Here is a 23,796-nt window from a genome sequence, read left to right as displayed (position 1 = left end):
GGGTGTGGCTACGGGGTGTCCCGCCGCGCGTCCAGCGCCTCCGCCACGAGCCGCTCGATGACGACGGCCACCCCGTCCTCGTTGTTCCCGACCGTACGGCCGGAGGCGGCGGCGATCACGTCGGGGTGGGCGTTGCCCATCGCGTACGAGCGGCCGGCCCAGTTGAGCATCTCGATGTCGTTGGGCATGTCGCCGAAGGCGGCGACCTCCTCGGCCGAGATGCCGCGCTCGGCGCAGCACCGGGCCAGGGTGGAGGCCTTGGAGACGTCGAGGGCGCTGACCTCCAGGAGAGCCGTGGGGCTGGACCGGGTGAAGGAGGCCAGTTCGCCGGCGGCCTCCCTGGCCAGGGCCAGGAACGCGTCGGGGTCGAGCTCGGGGTGCTGGGCGAGCAGCTTGAGCACCGGGGCGGCGGCGCCCGGAGCCTCCTCGAAGAGGAGCTTCTCGGCGGTGGCGACGGTGGCGCCGGGGTCGAGGAAGAACGGCGGGTAGTCCGGCTCGTAGTGGATGCCGGTGGTGAGCTCGACCGCGAAGGAGGTCCCGGGCGCGGCGGCGCGCAGCGCCCGTACGACGTCGAGGGCGACCGGCCGCTCCAGCGGGCGGACCTCCAGGAACGTGCCTCCCGAGTGGAGGTCGACGACGGCGGCACCGTTGGCGCAGATGGCCAGGCCGTGGCCGTGGACGTGGTCGCTGACGACGTCCATCCAGCGGGCCGGCCGGCCGGTGACGAAGAAGACCTCGATACCGGCCCGCTCCGCCGAGGCGAGGGCGGCGATCGTGCGCTCGGAGACGGACTTGTCGTCGCGCAGGAGCGTGCCGTCGAGGTCGGTGGCGATCAGCCGGGTCGCCGGGGCCGCGGGAGCGGAGGAACGCGGAGAGGGGGGAGAGGTCACCGCACCATTGTTCCGCACCGGACGCACGGGCGTGCGAGGAGGTGCACATATGAGTAGGCGAATTCGGTGGCGCGACCCGTCCCGGAGCGTCCTGATCTGGCCGTAAAACGCTCGTTCGGTTCCTGGCGAGGGTGGGGAGGATTCCAGGAGAGCTGACGGCATCTCCAGGGGGTGGGGCATGGTCTCGGGCCGGCGGTGTGACGAGTGCGAGGCCTGCGGTGCGCCGTACGGCATATGGATAGCGAGTCTCGGGATGGCGCTCTGCGGGAGCTGTGAGCGGGCCGGATCGGATCATCCGGCGCGTGATCCGGTGCTGGTGGGCGACGTCCTGGCGGGGATGACCGCGGCCGTGACGCACGCGGCCCGCACCGGGAGGGCAGTGCCGGACGCGCGGAGCTCGTCGCCCGCGACCTGCGGCGCGTGCGGAGCCGGCGCCGCGTGGCACCGGACGGTGCGCGGGCGCTGGGTCATGATCGAGCCGGGGGAGCTGCCGGCCCGGGTGGTTCCGGCGGGCCGGCGCTGGCGCGTGGCGGGCGACGGTACGGCGGTCAACCTCGGCCCCGCCGTACCGTCCGACACCTGCCGGGTCAGCCACTTCGACGTGTGCCCCGGACGGCCCGCGCCGACCGGCTCACCGGTGCTGCTCGCCCTGTGGCGCGGGCACGCCCGGCGCGTGCCCTGACCTCAGGCCCCGGCGGGGCGTACGACCGTGGCGGGCGGCTCAGCCCAGCTGTGAGAGGGCCTCGGTGGCGATCTTCTCGAAGACGGCCTGGTCGGCGGCGAAGCCGGAGTCCGGGATCGGCCAGTGGATCACGATCTCGGTGAAGCCGAGGTCGCGGTGGGTGCCGGCGAAGTCGACGAAGGCGTCCAGCGACTCCAGCGGGCGACCACGGTCCGGGGTGAGGCCGGTGAGCAGGACCTTGTCGAGCTCGGCCACGTTCCGGCCGGTCTCGGCGCATGCCTTGCCGAGCTTCTCGACCTGGCCGCGCAGTGCCTCCACCGACTGCTCCGGGGTGCCGTTTTCGAAGATCTTCGGGTCGCCGGTCGTCACCCACGCCTGCCCGTACCGGGCGGCCAGCCTCAGCCCGCGCGGCCCGGTCGCCGCCACCGCGAACGGCAGTCGCGGACGCTGGACGCAGCCGGGGATGTTCCGGGCCTCCTCCGCCGAGTAGAAGGTGCCCCGCTCCGTCACCGATTCCTCGGTGAGGAGACGGTCGAGCAGTGGCAGGAACTCGCCGAACCGGTCGGCCCGCTCCTTCGGCGTCCACGCCTCCTGCCCGAGGGCGGTGGCGTCGAAGCCGTTGCCGCCGGCCCCGATGCCGAGTGTGATCCGGCCCCCGGAGATGTCGTCGAGCGACATCAGCTCCTTGGCGAGGGTCACGGGGTGGCGGAAGTTGGGTGAGGTCACGAGCGTGCCCAGGCGGAGCCGCTCGGTCGCCGTGGCCGCGGCGGTGAGGGTGGGCAGCGCGCCGAACCACGGGCCGTCGCGGAAGGTGCGCCAGGAGAGGTGGTCGTAGGTGTACGCCGTGTGGAACCCCAGCTCCTCGGCGCGCCGCCACTTCTCGCGGCCTCCCTCGTGCCACCGGTCGATGGGCAGGATGACGGTGCTCAGACGCAGGCTCATGGTCCCGAGCCTACGGCGGTCCGATGGACGGGTCGGCCTTTGACCACGAGCTGCCCACAGGCAGTCAACTGCGAAGCTAGCTTCGCAGTCTGACGGTGTGTATGCTTTGGCTATCGAAGCTCGGGCGTGCTCGGGCCGCGTGCTTGGTGGCTGGGGGGGCGTCGCTTCCTGCTTGCGCCGCTAAGAGAACAGTCAACCGTAGACGCCGCACCGCCCCGCATGGTTTGCAGGCCCGGCAGGGCGGCGCAGCAAAAACCGTCACCGCGCGAAGCGCGTGACAGAAAGGACGACCCTGTGAGGATTGTCAATGTCCATGATGCATGGTTCCTGCCGCCCCGGGCCAGGAGGGCTGTGCAGATTCTCCTGGGGATCACCGTGGTGGTCGTGGTGTGCGCGGCGTTCATGGGGCACGGCGCGGTGGCGTTGGCCGTCGTGGCCACCGCTCTGCTGACCGTCGTGGCGGAGGAACTGGTGCGGACCGTGATGCGGGGCTGGCTGCGTACTGTCTGACTAGCCCGAGTGTGAGGTGGGGGAGCCACACGTGTGCGGTTCCCCCACCTCGCAGAAGTCGACAAATTTGCTATGCGGACATAAAGGACGGAGGCGCTGTGCGAGTAGGTGACGCACCCTCGGCGCACCTTGAGCAGCCGCTCGGGAATCTCTGCGAGGTGACAGCCGGCCCGTCGGGGTCGTTGCTGGACAGCCTGAACGACGGGCCTGACGGTGTGCCGGTGATCTCGCCCCCAGATCTCACCGACCACCACACCGTGGACACGAGGCGGTTGCGACGGGTGCCGTGGAGCGAGGCCAAACGGCTCGCCCGCTTCGCGCTGCGAGCAGGCGACCTTCTCGTCGTGCGGCAGGGGGCACTCGGGCGGCTGGCGCTGATCGAGGCAGAGCACGCCACGTGGTTCTACGGCTCTTCCTGTCTCCGTATCAGGCCGCAGCGTGAGTTTGTCCTGCCCGAATACCTCGTGTCGTACCTGTCTGATCCGTCCGTGCAGCGGGCCATGCTGGGGAAGTCCCTCCCGGGCACAGTTCCTTCGCTTAATTCGGCGATGCTGAGCGAGTTGCTGGTCATCGTCCCACCCTTGCCTCGCCAGCACGCTGTTGTCCAAGCCCTGGCCGATATCGATGCCCGGATCAAGATTCAGCGGCAGCTGGCCGACCGATTGGAAGCACTCAGGCCGGCTATCTTCGAAGAGCTGATTCAAGGAACGAGCCACCTATGACCCTCCGTACCTCTGTCGGTCTAGAGCGTGCCCTTTTCCGCGCCTCTGACGTATTGCGCGGAAAGATGGACGAACCTCAGTATCGTGACATCATCTCCGGGATGCTGGTCCTCAAGCGGGTCTCTGACCAGCCGGGGATCCTTCGAGTTCCCGAGCGCGCGCACTGGTCCCACATCACCGGCTACGAGGGTAAGGCGCTGGGACACGTCCTCAACGAAGCTCTTTGGGAACTCGAGCGAAGTAACCCAGAGGTACTGAAAGGTGTATTCGAAGCTCTTGACTTCGACAGAAGGCTGGGCCGTGCTGATTTGAAAGCACTGATCGACCAATTCGACCGGATTTCGTTGAGTGACAACGATCTGGAGTCCGGTGACGTGGTCGGTCGTGCATACGATATTCTCCTCAACTCGTTCGCCGACGGTGCTGGGAAGCGTGGCGGGGAATTCTTTACACCCCGCTCTGTGGTCGGGTTGATGGTGCATCTGGTCCGGCCGCAGGAGGGACAGTCGGTCTACGATCCCTTTGCTGGCTCGGGAGGCATGCTCGTTCAGGCCAGACAGTACGTTGACGAGCACGTCGGGGCCGGTACGCATCTGGCCCTCTTCGGGCAGGAAGTAAACGCCGCGACCTGCTCTACGGCCCGGTTGAACCTTCTGCTACACGGCATCGTTGACAGTTCGGTGCTCTGCGGGGACACGTTGAGCGACCCCCTGCACGTGATGGCGGACGGGCACCTGAGACGCTTCGACTGTGTGCTGAGCAATCCTCCTTTCTCGATGAACTATTCCGAGAAGGTGGTGAGGTATCCGGAGCGGATGAGATACGGCTGGACACCTGGGCAGGGCAAGAAGGCCGATCTGATGAATGTCCAGCATGTGCTGGCCACACTCCGACCGGGTGGCATCGGCGCGGTGGTCACCCCGCACGGTGTGCTCTTCCGAGGTGGGGTAGAGGCGGACATCCGTCGCGGAATCGTCGAGGCTTCCCGGCTCGAAGCCGTGATCGGCATCGGACCGAATGTTTTCTATGGAACGTCCATCCCAGCTTGCATCCTGGTGCTCCGGGGCGAGAACGGAACCCCAGCGGAACAACGTGGTCAGGTGTTGTTCATCAACGCCGAGCACGAGGTAGTCACGGGGCGATCCCAGAACCGCCTGGAGCCGCAGAACGTAGAGAAGATCGTGGGTGCTTTCCGTGAATGGGCGAACATTCCTGGCTTCTCGCGAGTGGTCTCGCTGGATGAGATCGCGGAGAACGACTTCAATCTCAATATTCGGCGCTATGTAGACGCCAGTCCGCCGGCCGAGCAGCTTCTTGATGTCCGTGCGGCGTTGTTTGGTGGTGTGCCTAGAAGCGAGGTCGATGCGCAAGCGGAGAGGTTCCGCGTTTTCGGCGTCGACCTCGCCGACCTGTTCAGGACGCGGGGTTCCGCGTACCTCGATTTCCTTGGTGAGGGCTTCGAGGCGACCGCAGCCCGCATCCCTGACCTGGGCGCCGCCCGCGAGCGGGACTTCGGCGACCGCTGCCGGTCATGGTGGAGGGAGACCGAGTACCTCATCGCCGAGCTTGCGGGCACCGGCAGACTGTTGATGCTGCGCCCCCGGCTCATGGCTTCCTTCCGCGAGGAACTCCTGCCTGCCGGCATTCTGGACCGATATCAACTGGCGGGTGTCTTCGCAGCTTGGTGGTCGGATCGGCACAACGACCTCAGGAGTCTTGACAATCGAGGATTTCCTGGGCTGATCGACCGGTGGGCGTCGACCGACGAACGGCCTTCGTACGTTCCTGAGGATCTGGCGCGCGAGCGGGTGCTCGATGTCCTTGGTGACGATCTCCGCTCTCGTGTGGAGAGGCTTGCCGCTACGGAACGACAAGGACTTGTCGATGCGTATCGCTCGTGGGGCGACCGGTACGCGGCCTCGATCACGGACTTGGAGAGGGAGAACGAGGCCGCTGCGGTACGGCTGAGACTTCGTCTGGGAGAGCTCGGTTACACCGAGCCCGCTTGACCACGATGTGATGCGCTGAGCCTCGGCGGTCCGCGGAGGATCAGCGGACGCGGCGGTTCATCCAGGGGGTGAGCGAGCTGCCCGGGATGAGCTCCTTGTGCGTGGTGTCGCCGGGGAGCGGGACGACCAGCCACCAGCCGGGCGGGAAGAACCGGCCCTTCACATGGGCGAGGCCGCCGAGGACGGAGCGGAGGAAGGCGGGGACCGCGTCGCGGGGCACGTCGGCGAACTCGATACCGTCCACGACGATCCTGGCGTCGTCCTCGGGGAAGAGCTGGACGCTGAGCGAGGGGGAGCCGCCCAGTTCGACGTAGGCCTCGTGCGGCAGGGAGCCGTCCGGGTCGAGGACGGCGAACGCGCCGGCGGAGGTGCGCCGGGAGGTCTGGTCCGCGCCGATGTCGTCGGTCACCGTCATCTCCAGGTGGAACTCCTGGGCGATCTCGCGGATCGCGGTGACGGCCGATTCGGTGGTGGGCAGGTGCGGGTGTGCCATGGGGGTGATCATGCCTCAGCCGCTCGGCTCAGGGGGCGGCCGGTCTCAGGAGGGCAGGCGGAGGAACTCCGGAGGCACGGCGTCGGTCAGCCAGACCCCGTTGGCGCTGACGTGGAAGACGTGTCCCGCGCGATGCATGGCGCCGGCGTCGACGCTCAGCACGATCGGCCGTCCGCGCCGGGCGCCGACCCGGGTCGCGGTCTCCCGGTCGGGGGAGAGGTGCACGTGGTGGCGGGCCATGGGGCGCAGGCCTTCCGCCCGGATCGCGGCAAGCCGGTCCGCGACCGTACCGTGGTAGAGGTACGCGGGCGGTTCGGCGACCGGCAGGTCCAGGTCCACCTCGACGGTGTGGCCCTGGCTCGCGCGGATGCGGGTGCCCTCGATCGCGAAGCGCTTCTTGTCGTTGGTCGCGACGACGTGGTCGAGTTCCTCGCGGGTGATCGGGAAGCCATGCGCGGCCGTTGCCCGCAGGAGCGTGTCGATCTCGGTCCAGCCCTGCGTGTCGAGGACGAGGCCGATGCGCTCGGGCTGGTGACGCAGATGCTTGGAGAGGTACTTCGACACCTTCACCGTGCGTCGTTCGTCCATTGTTCTCCGATGAATTGAAGCGGACATGTTTGATCCACAGCCAAAGTAGGTTATCCACAGGCTAGTTGGCGATTCTGTGGACAACGCGGCTGCCATTTAAGGCCTATTGGGTAAGTTGGTTGGATATCTGCTGAGTTGAGGCAAGCGTGTCCAATGTCCTTTTATGGACTTCGCGTTCCGTGGCGGCAGTGATGAACGCCGCGACACCCTCCGCGCCAACGAGATTCTGAACGGCCCGAATCGTCCCGGCGGGCAGACCCACCGAGCGGGGCTCGTCGTCCCTCGCAGGCGGCGCGTCGGGCGAGAGATGGAGCTGGAGGTGCCGGGTCGCCAACAGGCGCATGGCCCGAGCCAGTTCGGCATCGACCGTCTGCTGGGCGAGCGGCCGGAGCCGTCGCACCATCGTCGCCGCCTCGGCCGCGTCCGCGTCCGTCGGGGGCCGGTGCTCCAGATAGCGAGCGAAGACGTGCTCGGTCGTGAACTCCAGGAAACGGGAGGCGATGTGCTCGACCTGGTCGCGAAGCTCCCGCAGATGCCCGGTGATTGCCGGAAGCGGCACCCCGGCCGCGTACAACTCGACGGCCACGGCGAGCTCTTGCGGGCTCGGTACGAGGTACTCCTCCGCCTCGCGGTCCGGAAGCCGCTCCAGTACGCCGAGCTCTACGGCCTCCCGGATGGCGTCCTCGTCGGGCTTGCCGCCGAAGCGGGCGTCCAGCTCCGCGCGGGATATCCGGGCCGCCTCCTCGTCCGTCCACGGCCCGTGGACCTCCGCGACCAGGCCGAGTACCCCGCCGAGGCCCCGGCCGGTGTCCCAGGCCTCCAGGAGCTCCTTGATCGAGGCCAGGGTGTAGCCGCGGTCGAGGAGGTCGGCGATCTGGCGCAGCCTGGCGAGGTGAGCGTCCCCGTACACGTTGGACCTGCCGCGCCGCTCGGGGCGGGGCAGCAGACCGCGGTCCTGGTAGGCGCGGATCGTCCGGACCGTGGCACCGCTGTGATGCGCGAGATCCTCGATCCGGTACTCCGGCTGTGCTGACTGCTCGGACAAACCCGCTCCCACCCCCCGCTTTCCGCACCCCGTCGCCGCGGGGCCCCTCCTGGGAGGGATCGTACGACCGCGCGTCCCTCCCCCGTCCCTCCCCCGTTCCCTCCCCCGTTCCCTCCGCGTCCGGCAGACGCGGAGGGCGCGACCCGCCTACGCGGGCGGCTGCCAGCGGGCGAACGCCCGCAGCACGCCCGGGCTCAGCCGGGACAGGGTGTGGATGCCCCGGGCCTCGGGGGTCACCGGGACGACGGCCCGGTCGTGCAGGACCGCCCCCAGGATCGCGTCCGCGACCTTCTCCGGCGGGTAGTTCCGCAGCCCGTAGAGCCGGGACGCCTTCTTCTGGCGCCGCGTCTCCTCCGCCTCGTCCGTGACCCCCGCGAACCGCGTGGTCGCGGTGATGTTGGTGTTGACGATGCCGGGGCAGATCGCGGACACCCCGATGCCCTGGTCGGCCAGCTCGGCGCGCAGGCACTCGCTGAGCATCAGCACGGCGGCCTTCGAGGTGCTGTACGCGGGCAGGGCACGAGAAGGCTGGAAGGCGGCCGCCGAGGCGGTGTTGACGATGTGACCGCCCTGGCCGCGCGCGGTCATCTGCGCGCCGAAGATCCGGCACCCGTGGATCACGCCCCACAGGTTGACGTCCAGGACCCGCTTCCACTCCTCGCTCGTCGTCTCGAAGAAGGAGCCGGTGAGCCCTATGCCCGCGTTGTTGACCAGGACGTCGACGATCCCATACTCGCTCGCCACCTTCGCGGCCAGCTTCTCCATCGCCTGCTCGTCGGCGACGTCGACGGTCTCGCTCCAGGCCTCGGGAGCGCCGATGAGCCGGGCCATCTCGGCCGTACGGCCCGCGCCCTCGGCATCCCGGTCCACGGCCACGACCCGGGCACCGGCCTCCGCGAACGCGAAGGCGGTGGCCCGCCCGATGCCGCTGGCGGCCCCGGTCACCAGGACCAGCTGCCCGCCGAACCGCTCCGCGTACTCCGGCTTCACCCCGCTTCTCGGCGCCGTCGCCGCGACGGGCCGGCGAGCACCCGAGGCTCCGGTCGCCGGGTCCTCGTTCGCCCGGACGAACTCGGCGATCCAGGCGGACAGCTGGTCCGGCCGGGTGCGCGGCACCCAGTGCTTGGCGGGCAGGGTGCGCCGGGTCAGGTCCGGCACCCAGGTGCCCAGGTCGTCGTAGAGCCGCTCGGAGAGGAAGGCGTCACCGGTCGGCGTGATCAGCTGCACGGGCACGTGCGCGTACGCGTCGGGGCGCGGCCTGCCGAGACGGGCGCGGACGTTGTCCCGGTAGAGCCAGGCGCCGTGCGCCGCGTCGCTCGGCAGCGAGGGTGTCGGGTAGTCGCCGGCCGGGACCTTCTCGACCCGCTCCAGGATCTTCGGCCAGCGCTTGCCGAGCGGCCCGCGCCAGGCGAGCTCCGGCAGCACCGGCGTGTGCAGCATGTACACGTACCAGGACTTGGCGCCCTGGCCGAGGAGCTGCCCGACGCGACGGGGGGTGGGCCGGGCCATGCGCTGCTTGATCCAGTGCCCGAAGTGGTCGAGGCTCGGCCCCGACATCGAGGTGAAGGACGCGATCCGCCCCTCGGTGCGCGGGACGGTGACGAACTCCCAGGACTGCACCGAGCCCCAGTCGTGGCCGACGAGATGGACGGGCCGGTCCGGGCTGACGGCGTCGGCGACCGCGAGGAAGTCGTCCGTCAGCTTCTCCAGGGTGAAGCCGCCGCGGAGAGGGGCCGGAGCCGTCGACCGGCCGTGGCCCCGGATGTCGTACAGCACCACGTGGAACTCCTCGGCCAGCCGGGCCGCGACCTCCGACCAGACCTCCTTGGAGTCCGGGTAGCCGTGCACGAGCACCACGGTCGGCCGGTCCGTGTCGCCGAGCTCGGCGACACACAGCTCGACCCCGCCCGTACGGACCCAGCGCTCCCGCACACCCTTGAGCCCCGCCATCAGACCGCCCCCTCGTTCCAGCGCCGCACGTGCGGCAGATCGTCGTCCAGCCAGAACGCGCTCTGCTCGGGATCCTTCGAGTCGGTGACGACCAGGATCTCCTCGAACTTCGCGCCCGTACCCCGGAATCCGAGGTGCGGCTCGACCGCCCACAGCCCGGGCACGGGCGGGTGGTCGGAGAACGTGTACGGCGACCAGAGCGGCGACCAGCCGTCCCGGTGGCCGTGGATCGCGTCGCTCGCCAAGCCCTTGATCGCCTGCGTGCCGAAGCCGAAGAGCGTCGGCGACCAGCGGCGCTCCTTCACCCGGTCGATCTTGTGGGCGATGACGCCGAAGGGGTAGGCCCGGTGCCGGTTCGCGTACCCCTGGCGGACCATGAGCCGGTCCACGTCCTCGTATATCTCCCGCAGCGTACGGCGCTCGCGGACCTCGCGGAGTATCAGCTCGCGGTGGTCGCGGAGGTCGGCGAGCAGCTTGTCGTGCAGGGGGTTGAGGCCCAGGCAGCCGCTGTAGCCGATGTCGGCGGTGTGGCCCTTGTAGACCGGCGCCATGTCGAGGATGAACGGCATCCCCGCCTCCAGGCGGCGGTTCGTCGGGAAGAACTGCAGGGGGATCCTGAAGTCCACGAAGGCCGTGCGGTCCCCGAACCAGGCGAACGGCCGGTGGAACCAGTCCCGCACCCCGCGCTCGTACAGCCACTCCCGCTGCATCCGGGCGGCCTCGCGCTCGGTCACGCCCGGCTTGAGCTGCGCCGCGACGGCTTCCGCGCACTCGTAGGAGAGCCGCTGCACTTCCCTGAACCCCCGCAACTCCGCGGAGAGTTCGCCTGTCACTGCTGAGCCCATGCCATCCGCCGTCCCGTGTGAGCGCCCGATCGCACTACGCGTCCGTAACTTGACACCGATGAATGTGACAATGCCCGGCGGCTGAGTCAAGGGGTCGGACAGCAGCCTGTGGAAAACGACTTTCGTCGCGACCCCCTTACGGGCTTGTACTCCTCTGGTCGGAGAAGGATCGAGCCGTTGGGCTGACGACCGCTGTGGCGCACACCACTACCGTCGTCACTGTGACTGTGATCGCGACCGAAAGCCTCAGCAAGCGGTTCCCCCGGGTGACCGCTCTTGACCGGCTCTCCCTGGACATCGGGCCCGGTGTGACCGGACTCGTGGGTGCCAACGGAGCCGGCAAGTCCACCATGATCAAAATCCTGCTCGGACTCGCCCCCGCCACGGAGGGCCGCGCCGAGGTGCTCGGCCTCGACGTCAGCACCTCCGGCGCGCAGATCCGTGAGCAGGTCGGCTACATGCCGGAGCACGACTGCCTGCCCCCGGACGTCTCGGCCACCGAGTTCGTCGTCCACATGGCGCGGATGTCGGGCCTGCCCGCGACCGCCGCCCGGGAGCGGACCGCCGACACCCTCCGTCACGTCGGCCTGTACGAGGAGCGCTACCGCCCCATCGGCGGCTACTCGACGGGCATGAAGCAGCGGGTGAAGCTCGCGCAGGCCCTCGTCCACGACCCGAAGCTGGTCCTCCTCGACGAGCCGACCAACGGCCTCGACCCGGTCGGCCGCGACGAGATGCTCGGACTGATCCGCCGCGTCTGGACCGACTTCGGCATCTCCGTCCTCGTGACCTCGCATCTCCTCGGCGAGCTGGAGCGCACCTGCGACCACGTCGTCGTCATCGACGGCGGGCAGCTGCTCCGCTCCAGCTCCACCAGCGACTTCACCCGGACCACAACGACGCTCGCGGTCGAGGTCACCGACTCCGACACCCACCCCGACGGCACGGGGGCGCTCCGCGCGGCCCTCACCGACGCCGGCGTCACCCTCCACGCGGGCGTGGAGGACGGTCTGCCGGGCGCCGGCCACATCCTGCTCCTGGAGGCGGCCGGCGAGGAGACGTACGACCTCGTGCGGGACACCGTCGCCGGTCTCGGCCTCGGTCTCGTCCGCATGGAGCAGCGCCGCCACCACATCGCCGAGGTCTTCCGGCCCGAGACGCCCCCGCGGCACGAGGAGGTGCCGGCCCGATGAGCACCCAGCTGCCCCACCCCTCCCAGGCCGCTCCCGACACGACGCAGATCCACAACATCGGCTACCGGTCCTACGACGGCCCGCGCCTCGGCCGGGCCTACGCGCGCCGGTCGCTCTTCTCGCAGTCCCTGCGCGGTGCCTACGGCCTCGGCCGCAGCGCCAAGTCGAAGGTGCTGCCGATGCTCCTCTTCGCCGTGATGTGCGTCCCGGCGCTGATCCTCGTCGCGGTCGCCGTGGTCGGGAAGCAGTCCAAGCTGTCGATCGAGTACACGCAGTACGCGATCTACCTCCAGGTCGTCATCAGCATCTACCTGGCCTCGCAGGCACCGCAGTCCGTCTCCCGGGACCTCCGGTTCCGGACGGTGCCGCTGTACTTCTCCCGCCCGATCGAGCGCGCGGACTACGTCCTCGCCAAGCTCGGCGCGATGGCCTCGGCGCTCTTCATCCTGACCGCCTCGCCGCTGCTGATCCTCTGGATCGGCTCGCTGCTCGCCAAGATGGACTTCGCCGAGCAGACCAAGATGTTCGGCCAGGGGCTCGTCTCCGTGGCCCTGCTCTCGGTGCTCTTCGGCGGCATCGGCCTCGTCATGGCGGCCCTCACCCCGCGCCGCGGCTTCGGCGTCGCCGCCGTGATCGCCGTCCTGACCGTCTCGTACGGGGCGGTCTCCACCCTCATGGGCATCGCCTTCGCCACCGAGAACGAGGGGGCCATCCAGTGGCTCGGCCTCTTCTCGCCGATGACCCTCATCGACGGCGTGCAGAGCGCCTTCCTGGGTGCCCCTCCGGGCTTCCCCGAACTCGGGGGTCCGAGCACCGGTGCCGGCGTGGTCTACGTGCTGGTCGTCCTCGCGCTCATCGCCGGCTCGTACGGCATCCTGATGCGCCGCTACCGAAAGGTCGGGCTGTGACAACCCTCCACATCGACCACGTCTCCCGCTGGTTCGGAAACGTCGTGGCCGTGAACGACGTCACGATGTCGGTGGGCCCGGGCGTCACCGGCCTCCTCGGACCGAACGGCGCCGGGAAGTCCACCCTGATCAACATGATGGGCGGCTTCCTCGACCCCTCCACCGGCAGCGTCACGCTCGACGGGCAGAAGATCTGGGGGAACGAGTCCGTCTACCGCCAGATCGGTGTCGTCCCCGAGCGGGAGGCGATGTACGACTTCCTCACCGGTCGCGAGTTCGTCGTGGCCAACGCGGAGCTCCAGGGCCTCGGCGACAAGGAGGCCCAGGCGGCCCTCGCCACGGTCGAGATGGAGTACGCCCAGGACCGCAAGATCTCCACGTACAGCAAGGGCATGCGGCAGCGCGTGAAGATGGCCTCGGCCCTCGTGCACGAGCCGTCCGTGCTCCTCCTGGACGAGCCGTTCAACGGCATGGACCCGCGCCAGCGCATGCAGTTGATGGACCTGCTGCGGCGGATGGGCGCGGAGGGCCGCACGGTCCTCTTCTCCTCGCACATCCTGGAGGAGGTCGAGCAGCTCGCCTCCCACATCGAGGTGATCGTGGCCGGGCGGCACGCGGCCTCCGGCGACTTCCGCAAGATCCGCCGGCTCATGACGGACCGGCCGCACCGCTATCTCGTCCGCTCCAGCGACGACCGGGCGCTGGCCGCCGCGCTGATCGCCGACCCGTCCACGGCCGGGATCGAGGTCGACCAGGTGGAAGGCGGACTGCGCGTCCAGGCGGTGGACTTCGGGCGGTTCACGGAGCTGCTGCCCAGGGTCGCGAAGGACCAGGGCATCCGCCTCCTGACGGTCTCGCCCTCGGACGAGTCCCTCGAATCGGTCTTCTCGTACCTCGTCGCGGCCTGAAAGGAGCCTGACCGATGTACAACCCCACAGTCGCCCGGCTCACCTACCGGGCACTCCTCGGCCGCCGACGGGCGCTGATCCTCTTCCTGCTGCCCGCCCTGCTGGTGCTCATCGCGGCGGCGGTCCGGGCCTTCAACGGCGCGGACGACCAGGTCGCCGCCGACGTCCTGGGCGGCTTCGCGCTGGCCACGATGGTGCCGCTGATCGGCGTGATCGCCGGGACGGGCGCGATCGGGCCGGAGATCGACGACGGCTCGATCGTCTACCTGCTGTCCAAGCCGGTGAAGCGGTCCTCGATCATCTTCACGAAGCTCATCGTGGCGATCGCCGTGACCATGGTCTTCTCGGCGGTGCCGACGTTCATCGCCGGATTCGTCCTCAACGGCAACGGCCAGCAGGTGGCGATCGCGTACACGGTGGCGGCCCTGGTGGCCTCCATCGCCTACAGCGCGCTGTTCCTGCTGCTCGGCACGGTCAGCCGGCACGCGGTGGTCATCGGCCTCGTCTACGCGCTGGTCTGGGAGACCCTCTTCGGCTCCCTGATCTCCGGCGCCAAGACCCTGAGCGTCCAGCAGTGGTCGCTCGCCCTCGCGGAGAAGGTCACCGGTGACGGTCTGATCGACTCCGAGGTCGGTCTCACCACGGCGACCGTCCTCCTCGTGGCGGTCACGGTCGTGGCGACCTGGTTCGCCGGCCACAAGCTGCGGACGCTGACCCTGGCGGGCGAGGAGTAGGCCCCGGGACCATGCGGAGTCGGTACGACTCCGAAGGTCGTCGCACGGCTCCGGGAGGCCCTCCCGGAGCCGTGCCGCGCCCCTTTCAGACCACCCGGTCCCGGGCCGCGAGGAGACCCACCGCGAGGGCCACCGCGCAGACGCCCAGGACCAGGGCGATCGGCAGGGTCCAGGAGCCGGTGGCCTGGTGCAGGGCGCCGGCGGCCAGCGGACCCGCCGCGCCGAGCAGATAGCCGACCGACTGGGCCATCCCGGACAGCCGGGACGCGGTCGCCGCGTCCCCCGAGCGCAGCACGATCAGGGTCAGGGCGAGGCCCAGCGCACCGCCCTGGCCGACGCCGAGTACGCCCGACCAGAGCCAGGCGCCCTCGACCGGCGCGACGAGCAGACCGACGTAACCGGCCGCGACCAGCGCCGTGACCAGGACGATCAGCGGCCGCTGACTCCGCGTCCGGCCGGCGAGCAGCGGCACCGCGAAGGCGCCCACGATCTGGGTGAGGGTGTTGAAGGCGAAGACCACCCCGGCCGTGGAGCGGCTCATCCCGTGGTCGGTGAAGATCGTCGGCATCCAGGCGATCAGCACGTACGTCCAGACCGATTGCATGCCCATGAACAGGGTCACCTGCCAGGCCAGCGGCGAGCGCCAGAGGCTCACCGGTCGGGCGTCGCCGGCCGGGACGGCCCGTACCCCGTGGCCCGTACGGCCCCTGGCGATCAGCACCTGCGGCAGCCAGGCCACCGCCGCGACCATGGCGAGCAGCGACCAGACGCCGAGCGAGGCCTTCCAGCCGCCGCCGAGGGTCTCCTCGAGCGGCACCGCGGCCGCCGCCGCCACCGTCGCGCCGGCGATCATCGCGCCCGTGTAGACGGAGGTCATCGCCGCGGCCCGGTCGGGGAAGTCCCGCTTGATCAGGCTGGGCATCAGGACGTTGAGCAGGGCGATCGCGGTGCCGACGAGGATCCCGCCGCCGTAGAGCGCGTACACGGACGGCAGCACGCGCGCGAGGATGCCGACGGCGAGCAGGAGGAGCGCGGCGAACAGCACCCGCTCGGCGCCGAAGCGGCGCCCCAGCCACGGCGCGACCAGCGCGCCCAGGCCCAGGAAGAGCACCGGGACCGAGGTGAGGAGCGAGCTCGCCGTCGAGGACAGACCGAGGGCGGTGGAGATCTCGCCCACCAGGGGCGCCACGCTCGCCAGCGAGGCCCGCATGTTCAGCGAGGCCAGCACGATCCCGACGAGGAGCACCGCCGGGTGGGCGAGCAGCGCGCGCCGGGCCGCCACGCCCTCGGCTGAGGCGAGGCCCCCGGCCCCTGCCCCGCCCCCTGCCCCGGCATCGGCCCCGGCCTCGGCGTCGACCAGCACGCCCACCGGGGCATGATCCGGCGTCCGTATCTCCCCGCTCACCGGCTCTCCCCCGTCTTCCCCGCGCTCCCCGACCGCTTCTGTTCGTCCGTCAGCGCCACGACCGCCTCCATCGGCACCCGCAGCAGCTCCCGCGCCTGACGCTCCGCCTCCTCCGGGTCGCCCGCCTCGATCGCCGCCGCCAGGGCCTCGTGGGTGTCCATGTCGACCGGCGGCATCTCCCGGTCGCCGAGCGCCTCCACCAGCACCTCGTGCACCTGCGCCGAGAAGAAGCGGTACACCTCGACGAAGGCCGCGTTGTGCGTCGCGCCCACGACCGCCAGGTGGAAGGCGAGGTCCGCGTCCGCGTCCCGGTCACCCTCCTCTCGCAGGGTGGTGAGGGCCGCCCGCAGCCGCACCAGGTCGTGGGTGTCCCGGCGCACCGCCGCGAGCCGGGCGGCCTCCGCCTCCAGGGCGATCCGCAGCTCGATCACGTCCGCCGCGCCCGCGTGGCGCACCCCGGACAGCACGGCGGCAGGATCGGCGGTCGACCTGACGAAGGTGCCGTTGCCCTGCCGGGACTCCAGGAGACCGGCGTGGACGAGGACCCGGACCGCCTCGCGGACGGTGTTGCGGCCCACGCCGAGCTGCTGGGCGAGCTCGTGCTCGGTGGGGATGCGGTCGCCGACCGCCCACTCCCCGTCCGCGAGCTGCGCACGCAGCTGTTCCACGACGGAGTCCACCAGCGAGGTCCGCCCCGCCGCCTTGAGCGCCATGCCGTTACGACCCCTCTATTCGCCCGGTTGCCCAGTCATCCTACAACTGACCATGTGGGGGACACCGGACTACTGTGGGGCCGTACGCGGACCGAACACCCTCACCACCCTCGGGAGTCAGTCATGTCAGACCGCTTCGACGTCGTCGTACTCGGAGCTGGCCCCGGCGGCTACGTCGCCGCCATCCGCGCCGCCCAGCTGGGCAAGCGGGTCGCGGTCGTCGAGGAGAAGTACTGGGGCGGTGTCTGCCTGAACGTCGGCTGCATCCCCACCAAGGCGCTGCTGCGCAACGCCGAACTCGCCCACATCTTCAACCACGAGGCGAAGACCTTCGGCATCAAGGTCGACGGCAGTGTCACCTTCGACTACGGCGACGCCTTCCGCCGCAGCCGCTCGGTCGCGGACGGCCGGGTCAAGGGCGTCCACTTCCTCATGAAGAAGAACGGGATCACCGAGTTCGACGGCCGGGGCACCTTCCTCGACGCGAACACCCTCCAGGTGGCCAAGGCCGACGGCACCTCGGAGACGATCACCTTCGACAACTGCATCATCGCCACCGGCGCCACCCCGCGCCTGCTGCCGGGCACCGCCCGCAGTGAGCGCGTCGTGTCGTACGAGGAGCAGATCCTCGCCGAGGACGCCCCGCAGTCGATCGTCATCGCCGGCGCCGGCGCGATCGGCATCGAGTTCGCGTACGTGCTGAACAACTACGGCACCAAGGTCACCATCGTCGAGTTCCTCGACCGCATCGCCCCGCTGGAGGACGAAGAGGTCTCCAAGGAGCTGGCGAAGCAGTACCGCAAGCTCGGCATCGACGTCCTGACCTCCACCCGTGTCGAGGCCATCGACGAGTCCGGCCCGCAGGTCCGCGTCACCGTCACCGGCAAGGACGGGGCCCAGAAGGTCCTGGAGGCCGACAAGGTCCTTCAGGCCATCGGCTTCGCCCCGAACGTCACCGGCTACGGCCTGGAGGCCACCGGTGTCGCGCTGACCGAGCGCGGCGCGATCGACGTCGACGGCCGCTGCCGCACCTCCGTGCCGCACATCTACGCCATCGGTGACGTGACCGCGAAGCTGATGCTCGCGCACACGGCCGAGGCCATGGGCGTCATCGCGGCCGAGACCATCGGGGACGCCGAGACGATGGAGCTCGACTACCCGATGATCCCGCGCGCGACCTACTGCCAGCCGCAGATCGCCAGCTTCGGCTGGACCGAGGCGCAGGCCCGCGAGAAGGGCTTCGACGTCAAGGTCGCCAAGTTCCCGTTCGTCGCGAACGGCAAGGCACACGGCCTCGGCGACGCCACGGGCTTCGTCAAGATCATCGCCGACGGGACGCACGGCGAGATCATCGGCGCCCACCTGATCGGCCCCGACGTCACCGAGCTGCTGCCCGAGCTGACGCTGGCCCAGCAGTGGGACCTCACGGTCCACGAGGTCGCGCGGAACGTCCACGCGCACCCGACGCTGGGCGAGGCCGTGAAGGAAGCGATCCACGGCATTGCCGGACACATGATCAATTTCTAAGGTTTCTCACGGTTCCGGGTGATAGGCACTGAAAGGTGCCGAATAGAGAATCCCCGGACAGCGACGCCTCTCCGGGTGGCGAACCATCCCGACCGATCAGGTCGTGGGTGCGTTCGTCACCCGGTACGCATGTCTGGCTGCTGGTCATCGCGATCACGAGCCTCGTCATCGCGCTCTCGCCCGACGGCCTGGAGAGCTATCTCCTCCACCGCAACAGCAGCAACCTCCACCAGCTCGCGCACCACCCGGCGCGGGCTCTGCTCGGCAGCGCGTTCTGGATCGAGGACCCGGCGGACCTGCTGCTCTACGCGGTCCTCTTCGAGCTCTTCCACGCCCCGGTGGAGCGGTGGCTCGGCACGCCGAAGTGGCTCTTCACCGTGGCCACGGCGCACATCGCGGCGACCCTCATCAGCCAGCAGGTCGTCCTGGACGCCATCCGCGACCACGACGTGCCGCGCAGCATGGCGCACGTCGTCGACATCGGGGTCAGCTACGGGCTCGCCGCCTCCGTGGGCATCCTGACCTACCGGCTGCCCCGGCCCTGGCGCTGGTTCTACCTCGCGGGAGCCGTCGCCTTCTTCCTCGTGCCGCTGGTGGCCGGCCGCACGTACACCGATCTCGGCCACGCGATCTCCCTGGCGATCGGGCTCGCCTGCTATCCGCTGACCCGAGGAAAACCAGTCGCTCCCGAACAGCGCACCGGCGCACACTAGTCGTGCGGGGGAAACGGGGGATCTCCCGGAAGCGGCCGCTTCGAGCGCGCGTACGTGTACGTCCGTGCGAGGCCGTGAACGTCGAAGGCCCGCTCCCTTGAGGGGAGCGGGCCTTCTTCGGTGTCCAGGAAGCTCAGGCGCTCAGCAGGCGCTCCAGGACGACCGCGATGCCGTCCTCCTCGTTCGACGAGGTCACCTCGTCCGCCACCGCCTGCAGTTCCTCATGCGCGTTGCCCATCGCCACACCGTGGGCCGCCCAGGCGAACATCGGGATGTCGTTCGGCATGTCGCCGAAGGCGATCGTCTCCGCGGCCTTCACGCCCAGCCGGCGCGCGGCCAGGGAGAGCCCCGTCGCCTTGCTCAGACCGAGCGGGAGGATCTCCACGATCCCCGGCCCGGCCATGACGACGTCCACGAGCCCGCCGACCGTCTCGCGCGCGATCCGCGTCAGCTCGTCGTCGCTCAGCTCCGGGTGCTGGACGTAGAGCTTGGTCAGCGGCGCCGCCCACAGCTCCGCAGGGTCCTCGTACGGGACGTACGGCAGGCGCCCCTCGTGGACCTGGTAGCCGGGGCCCATCAGGACCTCGCCCTCCAGACCGTCGCGACTGGCGGCCAGCGCCAGCGGGCCGATCTCCGCCTCGATCTTGGAGAGCGCGAGCCCGGCGAGCTGCCGGTCCAGGGTGAGCGAGGTCAGCAGCCGGTGCTCACCGGCGTGGTAGACCTGCGCGCCCTGCCCGCACACCGCGATCCCCTCGTAGCCGAGGTCGTCGAGGATGTGCCGCGTCCAGGGAACCGCCCGGCCGGTGACGACGATGTGCGCGGCGCCCGCCTCGGTCACGGCGGCGAGCGCGTCCCGCGTGCGGCCGGAGACGGACTCGTCGGCGCGCAGCAGCGTGCCGTCGAGGTCCGTCGCCACCAGGCGGTAGGGGAAGGGGCTCACTTGGCGATCGGCTCCAGGACCTCGCGCCCGCCCAGGTACGGCCGCAGGATCTCGGGCACGCGCACCGAGCCGTCGGGCAGCTGGTGGTTCTCCAGGATCGCCACGATCGTGCGCGGTACGGCGCACAGCGTGCCGTTCAGGGTGGCCAGCGGCTGCACGGTCTTCTTGCCGCCCTGCTCGTCGCGCATGCGGACGGAGAGGCGGCGGGCCTGGAAGCTGTTGCAGTTCGAGGCGGAGGTCAGCTCGCGGTACTTGCCCTGGGTCGGGATCCACGCCTCGCAGTCGAACTTGCGGGAGGCGGAGGCGCCGAGGTCACCGGTGGCGACGTCGATGACCTGGAACGGCAGATCCAGAGCGGTCAGCCACTGCTTCTCCCAGTCCAGGAGCCGCTTGTGCTCGTTCTCCGCGTCCTCGGGCGCGACGTACGAGAACATCTCGACCTTGTCGAACTGGTGGACGCGGAAGATGCCGCGGGTGTCCTTGCCGTACGTGCCGGCCTCGCGGCGGAAGCACGGGGAGAAGCCGGCGTAGCGCAGCGGCAGCTTGTCCGCGTCGATGATCTCGTCCATGTGGTACGCGGCGAGCGGGACCTCGGAGGTGCCGACCAGGTAGAGGTCGTCGTTCTCCAGGTGGTACACGTTCTCCGCGGCCTGGCCGAGGAAGCCGGTGCCCTCCATGGCGCGCGGGCGGACCAGCGCCGGGGTCAGCATCGGGATGAAGCCGGCCTCGGTGGCCTGGGCGATCGCCGCGTTGACCAGGGCGAGCTCCAGGAGGGCGCCCACGCCGGTCAGGTAGTAGAAGCGCGAGCCGGAGACCTTGGCGCCACGCTCGACGTCGATGGCGCCGAGCGCTTCGCCGAGCTCCAGGTGGTCCTTGGGCTCGAAGCCCTCGGCCGCGAAGTCGCGGATGGTGCCGTGCGTCTCCAGGACGACGAAGTCCTCCTCGCCGCCGACCGGGACGTCCGTGTGGACGATGTTCCCGAGCTGGAGCAGGAGCCGCTTGGCCGTCTCGTCGGCCTCGTTCTGTTCGGCCTCGGCGGCCTTGACGTCAGTCTTGAGCTGCTCGGCCTTCTGCAGGAGCTCGGTGCGCTCCTCGGGCGTGGCCCTGGGGATCAGCTTTCCGAGCGCCTTCTGCTCGGATCGGAGCTCGTCGAAGCGGACGCCGGACGACCTGCGCCGCTCATCGGCGGAGAGCAGGGCGTCGACGAGCGCGACGTCCTCTCCACGGGCGCGCTGGGAGGCGCGAACACGGTCGGGGTCCTCACGGAGCAGGCGAAGGTCAATCACCCCACCAGGCTACCGGTGCCCGCTTGCGCGCCCCCACCGCATAAGGTCGCGCGTGTTGTTTTGCCCGAATTGCCGCTCAGGGAAAAGCGGATCACGGGCCACCGCATTCACTTATCCACAGGCTGTGCGGAAGTTCTGTGGACTACGGGGAAGATCGCGGGGATTCCGCGCGGCGGGCCTGGCAATTCCGTGATCAAACGCCATTTGCCCACTCATTCGGGTGGGAATTGCTCGCTCCAAAGAGTTGATCCGCGGAAACGCGCTGACGGATGCGTCATCGGCGCACTGTGGACGGCTCGGGCGCGGCTGAAGGTAGCTGGGGTGATTTGTCGACCATGTCGGATTGTGATGTCGACTTGTCCCCAGGTCGAGCAGAGCCCTGTGGATAACCTCTGTGGGTAACTGAAAAGTATGCAGGTAGGACTAGTTGTTCGTACCTGTGGACGACCGCCCCCGGCGGCGGGAGCGGTCGGTCAGTATCGGGTCAGGCCCGACCGTCCTGGGCCCTCGCCAGCCAGTCGGAGGCCGCCGTGAAGTCCCCGTCCGACGTCCCGCGCCGCAGCGCCGACACGTCCCCCACCGCGACGCCCGCCCGCGGGTACGAGCCGAGGAAGCGCACCTTGGGGCAGTTCCGCTTGAGCCCCATCAGCGCCTCGCCCACCCGGCGGTCCGAGATATGGCCCTCGGCGTCCACGGCGAAGCAGTAGTTCCCGATCCCCGCTCCCGTGGGCCGGGACTGGATCAGCATCAGGTTCACCCCGCGCACCGCGAATTCCTGGAGCAGTTCGAGGAGGGCACCCGGATGATCGTCACCCAGCCACAGCACCACCGAGGTCTTGTCCGCGCCGGTCGGAGCCGCCGGGCGGGCCGGCCGGCCCACGAGCACGAACCGCGTCTCGGCGTTCTCCGCGTCGTGGATCTCCTTGACCAGCGGCTCCAGACCGTAGGTCACCGCCGCGAACTCGCCCGCGAAGGCGGCGTCGAACCGGCCCTCCTGGACCAGCCGAGCCCCGTCCGCGTTCGACGCGGCCGACTCCCACAGGGCATCGGGCAGGTGCGCGCGCAGCCAGTTCCTGACCTGCGGCTGGGCCACGGGATGACCCGTGACCGTCTTGATCTCCGAGAGCTTGGTCCCGGGCCGCACCAGCAGCGCGAAGGCGATCGGCAGCAGCACCTCGCGGTAGATCATCAGCGGCTCGCCGGAGGCCAGCTCGTCCAGCGTCGCGGTCACCCCGCCCTCGACCGAGTTCTCGATCGGTACGAGCGCGGCGGCGGCCTCCCCGTTCCGTACGGCGTCGAGCGCGGCCGGGACCGAGAGCATCGGGACGAGCTCCCGGGTCGCGGCCTCAGGCAGCGTACGCAGCGCGGCCTCTGTGAAGGTGCCTTCGGGACCGAGATACGTGAACCGGGTGGCGGACATACCGTCACCCTAATGGTCGCCGGGCGCGGGGGCCGCCCGCTTGGACGACATCTCGGCCGGTTACGCCTCCAGGAGCCGCTGGCCCACGTACTCGCCCTCGGCGGGGCCGCCCGGGACCGCGAAGAGGCCGCTCGACTCGTGCCGGATGAACCGGGACAGCGCGTCGCCCCGGTCGAGCTTGCGCTGCACCGGGACGAATCCCCGGAGCGGATCGGCCTGCCAGCAGACGAAGAGGAGTCCGGCGTCCGGTGTCCCGTCCGGGCCGATCCCGTCGTGGAAGGAGAAGGGCCGGCGGAGCATCGCCGCCCCGCCGTTCTGTTCGGGGGCGGAGATCCGGGAGTGGGCGTCGGCCGGGATCACCGGCATGCCGTCCGTACCGACCTTGTTCAGATCGAGCTCGGTGGTCTCGGTGCCGCCGCTGAGCGGGGCACCGTCGGACTTCCGGCGGCCGATCACTTGCTCCTGCCGGTCCAGCGGCAGCTTCTCCCAGTCGTCGAGCAGCATCCGGATCCGCCGCACCACCGCGTACGAACCGCCGGCCATCCACTCCTGGGCGCCCGTGGCGCCGGTCTGGACGAAGATCCGCTGGTCGAAGTCGGGCTCGGTGGGCTTCGGGTTGCCCGTGCCGTCGACCTGCCCCATGAGGTTGCGCGCGGTCATCGGCTGGGCGGTGGCACCGGCCGAGCGGTTGAAGCCGTTCATCTGCCAGCGCACCCGGGCCGCGTCGCCCGCGTCCTTCTGGACGGCCCGCAGCGCGTGGAAGGCGACGAGGGCGTCGTCGGCGCCGATCTGCACCCACAGGTCGCCCTCGGAGCGCCGGGCATCGAGGGCGTCGGAGGAGAAGGCGGGCAGCGGGTCGAGCTGGGTGGGGCGTCGGGCGGCCAGTCCGGTGCGGTCGAAGAAGGTACGGCCGAAGCCGAAGGTGACCGTGAGGGAGGAGGGCCCGGCGTCGAGCGCGATGCCCGTGTCCTCGGCCGGCGCCTTCCCCGCCATCAGCGCCTTCGCCGTGGCCGACCAGCGGCGCAGCAGGGCGGTGGCCTCTTTGCGCCCGGCGCCCGGGGCGAGGTCGAAGGCGATGAGATGGCCGCGGGACTGGAGGGGGTTGGTGATACCGGCCTGATGTTTCCCGTGAAACATCACCTCGGTCGCGCCGACGGAGGTCAGGGCCTGCGGCCCGCCGGCCCCGAAGCCGGCGGTGGTGTCGTCGCCCGACACCGCCGAGGAGATCCCGACGCCACTGGCCGCGCCGATGACGAGTCCGGCCGCGCCCGCTGCGCCGACGGTGCCGAGCAGGCGCCGCCGGGAGATGTCCACGGGGGTGTTGTCGCCGCGGCTGTCGCTGTTGCCGCTGTTGTCGCTCTCGGTCACGAGGG

At 70.0% G+C, this 23,796-nt stretch carries 23 protein-coding genes; 10 read left to right on the top strand and 13 right to left on the bottom strand.

Annotated features, from left to right (window positions below; genetic code table 11):
- Positions 1-8 precede the first annotated feature (8 nt).
- On the bottom strand, positions 9-890 hold the full coding sequence (locus tag OG357_RS19100; RefSeq protein WP_329622302.1) for a Cof-type HAD-IIB family hydrolase: 882 nt from the start codon (positions 888-890) through the stop codon (positions 9-11).
- A gap of 310 nt (positions 891-1,200) precedes the next feature.
- On the opposite strand from OG357_RS19100, the gene OG357_RS19095 reads away from it, so the two are divergent.
- Positions 1,201-1,572: a DUF6083 domain-containing protein gene (locus OG357_RS19095; protein ID WP_329622301.1), complete on the top strand. Its 372-nt coding sequence runs from the start codon at positions 1,201-1,203 to the stop codon at positions 1,570-1,572.
- 39 nt (positions 1,573-1,611) lie between these two features.
- Here OG357_RS19095 and OG357_RS19090 read toward each other — a convergent pair whose 3' ends face one another.
- On the bottom strand, positions 1,612-2,514 hold the full coding sequence (locus tag OG357_RS19090) for an LLM class flavin-dependent oxidoreductase (protein ID WP_329622300.1): 903 nt from the start codon (positions 2,512-2,514) through the stop codon (positions 1,612-1,614).
- A 351-nt stretch (positions 2,515-2,865) separates the two neighbouring features.
- Here OG357_RS19090 and OG357_RS19085 point away from each other — a divergent pair, with 351 nt between their 5' ends.
- Genes OG357_RS19085 through OG357_RS19075 form a run of 3 tightly spaced genes read left to right on the top strand, consistent with a single transcriptional unit; the run spans position 2,866 to position 5,755 of the window.
- A complete protein-coding gene (locus OG357_RS19085; protein WP_329622299.1) occupies positions 2,866-3,024 on the top strand; it encodes a hypothetical protein in 159 nt (52 codons plus the stop codon).
- 11 nt (positions 3,025-3,035) lie between these two features.
- Positions 3,036-3,746: a restriction endonuclease subunit S gene (locus OG357_RS19080; RefSeq protein ID WP_329622298.1), complete on the top strand. Its 711-nt coding sequence runs from the start codon at positions 3,036-3,038 to the stop codon at positions 3,744-3,746.
- Positions 3,743-5,755, top strand: coding sequence for a type I restriction-modification system subunit M (locus tag OG357_RS19075; protein ID WP_329622297.1), 2,013 nt, complete (start codon positions 3,743-3,745; stop codon positions 5,753-5,755). Before OG357_RS19080 ends, OG357_RS19075 begins: the two co-directional genes overlap by 4 nt.
- Before the next feature lie 40 nt (positions 5,756-5,795).
- Here the strand turns inward: OG357_RS19075 and OG357_RS19070 are convergent, their stop codons facing one another.
- From OG357_RS19070 to OG357_RS19050, 5 genes are all read right to left on the bottom strand, one after another.
- On the bottom strand, positions 5,796-6,248 hold the full coding sequence (locus tag OG357_RS19070; protein ID WP_329622296.1) for a hypothetical protein: 453 nt from the start codon (positions 6,246-6,248) through the stop codon (positions 5,796-5,798).
- 45 nt (positions 6,249-6,293) lie between these two features.
- Positions 6,294-6,836 carry an RNA 2'-phosphotransferase gene (locus OG357_RS19065; protein WP_329622295.1) on the bottom strand — a complete coding sequence of 181 codons (543 nt, stop codon included), beginning with the start codon at positions 6,834-6,836 and terminating at the stop codon, positions 6,294-6,296.
- 103 nt (positions 6,837-6,939) lie between these two features.
- On the bottom strand, positions 6,940-7,881 hold the full coding sequence (locus OG357_RS19060; protein WP_329622294.1) for a MerR family transcriptional regulator: 942 nt from the start codon (positions 7,879-7,881) through the stop codon (positions 6,940-6,942).
- A gap of 147 nt (positions 7,882-8,028) precedes the next feature.
- Entirely contained in the window at positions 8,029-9,831 is a 1,803-nt protein-coding gene (locus OG357_RS19055; protein ID WP_329622293.1) for an SDR family oxidoreductase, read from the bottom strand.
- Positions 9,831-10,676, bottom strand: a complete 846-nt coding sequence (locus OG357_RS19050) for a M24 family metallopeptidase (protein WP_317597286.1) — start codon at positions 10,674-10,676, stop codon at positions 9,831-9,833. Before OG357_RS19050 ends, OG357_RS19055 begins: the two co-directional genes overlap by 1 nt.
- Positions 10,677-10,903: 227 nt before the next feature.
- Between OG357_RS19050 and OG357_RS19045 the strand changes: the two genes are divergently transcribed.
- Genes OG357_RS19045 through OG357_RS19030 form a run of 4 tightly spaced genes read left to right on the top strand, consistent with a single transcriptional unit; the run spans position 10,904 to position 14,419 of the window.
- A complete protein-coding gene (locus tag OG357_RS19045; protein ID WP_317601951.1) occupies positions 10,904-11,869 on the top strand; it encodes an ABC transporter ATP-binding protein in 966 nt (321 codons plus the stop codon).
- Positions 11,866-12,777, top strand: a complete 912-nt coding sequence (locus OG357_RS19040; RefSeq protein ID WP_329622292.1) for an ABC transporter permease — start codon at positions 11,866-11,868, stop codon at positions 12,775-12,777. The genes OG357_RS19045 and OG357_RS19040 overlap by 4 nt, the downstream gene beginning before the upstream one ends.
- The gene (locus OG357_RS19035) at positions 12,774-13,685 is read left to right on the top strand and encodes an ABC transporter ATP-binding protein (protein WP_329622291.1); all 912 of its coding nucleotides are present in this window, start codon (positions 12,774-12,776) and stop codon (positions 13,683-13,685) included. Before OG357_RS19040 ends, OG357_RS19035 begins: the two co-directional genes overlap by 4 nt.
- 14 nt (positions 13,686-13,699) lie before the next feature.
- Complete coding sequence (locus OG357_RS19030; RefSeq protein ID WP_329622290.1) at positions 13,700-14,419, top strand: ABC transporter permease; 720 nt, start codon at positions 13,700-13,702, stop codon at positions 14,417-14,419.
- Positions 14,420-14,504: 85 nt separating this feature from the next.
- On the opposite strand, the gene OG357_RS19025 is transcribed toward OG357_RS19030, so the two are convergent.
- Both OG357_RS19025 and OG357_RS19020 read right to left on the bottom strand, forming a co-directional pair.
- Positions 14,505-15,824 carry a CynX/NimT family MFS transporter gene (locus tag OG357_RS19025; RefSeq protein WP_329622289.1) on the bottom strand — a complete coding sequence of 440 codons (1,320 nt, stop codon included), beginning with the start codon at positions 15,822-15,824 and terminating at the stop codon, positions 14,505-14,507.
- Complete coding sequence (locus tag OG357_RS19020; protein ID WP_329622288.1) at positions 15,821-16,537, bottom strand: FadR/GntR family transcriptional regulator; 717 nt, start codon at positions 16,535-16,537, stop codon at positions 15,821-15,823. The genes OG357_RS19025 and OG357_RS19020 overlap by 4 nt, the downstream gene beginning before the upstream one ends.
- A gap of 123 nt (positions 16,538-16,660) precedes the next feature.
- Here OG357_RS19020 and lpdA point away from each other — a divergent pair, with 123 nt between their 5' ends.
- A complete protein-coding gene (gene lpdA / locus OG357_RS19015; RefSeq protein ID WP_329622287.1) occupies positions 16,661-18,064 on the top strand; it encodes a dihydrolipoyl dehydrogenase in 1,404 nt (467 codons plus the stop codon).
- A gap of 35 nt (positions 18,065-18,099) precedes the next feature.
- Complete coding sequence (locus OG357_RS19010; protein ID WP_329622286.1) at positions 18,100-18,777, top strand: rhomboid-like protein; 678 nt, start codon at positions 18,100-18,102, stop codon at positions 18,775-18,777.
- 133 nt (positions 18,778-18,910) lie between these two features.
- Here the strand turns inward: OG357_RS19010 and OG357_RS19005 are convergent, their stop codons facing one another.
- The 4 genes from OG357_RS19005 to efeB form a co-directional block, all read right to left on the bottom strand.
- Positions 18,911-19,717 (bottom strand): HAD family hydrolase, encoded by an 807-nt coding sequence (locus OG357_RS19005; RefSeq protein WP_329622285.1) that lies wholly within the window; start codon positions 19,715-19,717, stop codon positions 18,911-18,913.
- Positions 19,714-21,003 carry a serine--tRNA ligase gene (gene serS, locus OG357_RS19000; protein WP_329622284.1) on the bottom strand — a complete coding sequence of 430 codons (1,290 nt, stop codon included), beginning with the start codon at positions 21,001-21,003 and terminating at the stop codon, positions 19,714-19,716. Before serS ends, OG357_RS19005 begins: the two co-directional genes overlap by 4 nt.
- A 484-nt stretch (positions 21,004-21,487) precedes the next feature.
- Positions 21,488-22,423 (bottom strand): prephenate dehydratase, encoded by a 936-nt coding sequence (gene pheA / locus OG357_RS18995; protein WP_329622283.1) that lies wholly within the window; start codon positions 22,421-22,423, stop codon positions 21,488-21,490.
- 60 nt (positions 22,424-22,483) lie between these two features.
- Entirely contained in the window at positions 22,484-23,791 is a 1,308-nt protein-coding gene (gene efeB / locus OG357_RS18990; RefSeq protein WP_329622282.1) for an iron uptake transporter deferrochelatase/peroxidase subunit, read from the bottom strand.
- Positions 23,792-23,796 lie beyond the last annotated feature (5 nt).

This window comes from Streptomyces sp. NBC_01255 (genome assembly GCF_036226445.1).
Taxonomy (GTDB): Bacteria; Actinomycetota; Actinomycetes; order Streptomycetales; family Streptomycetaceae; genus Streptomyces.
Note: the sequence above shows the minus strand (reverse complement) of the source record. Positions and strands in the feature narration are given on the sequence as shown.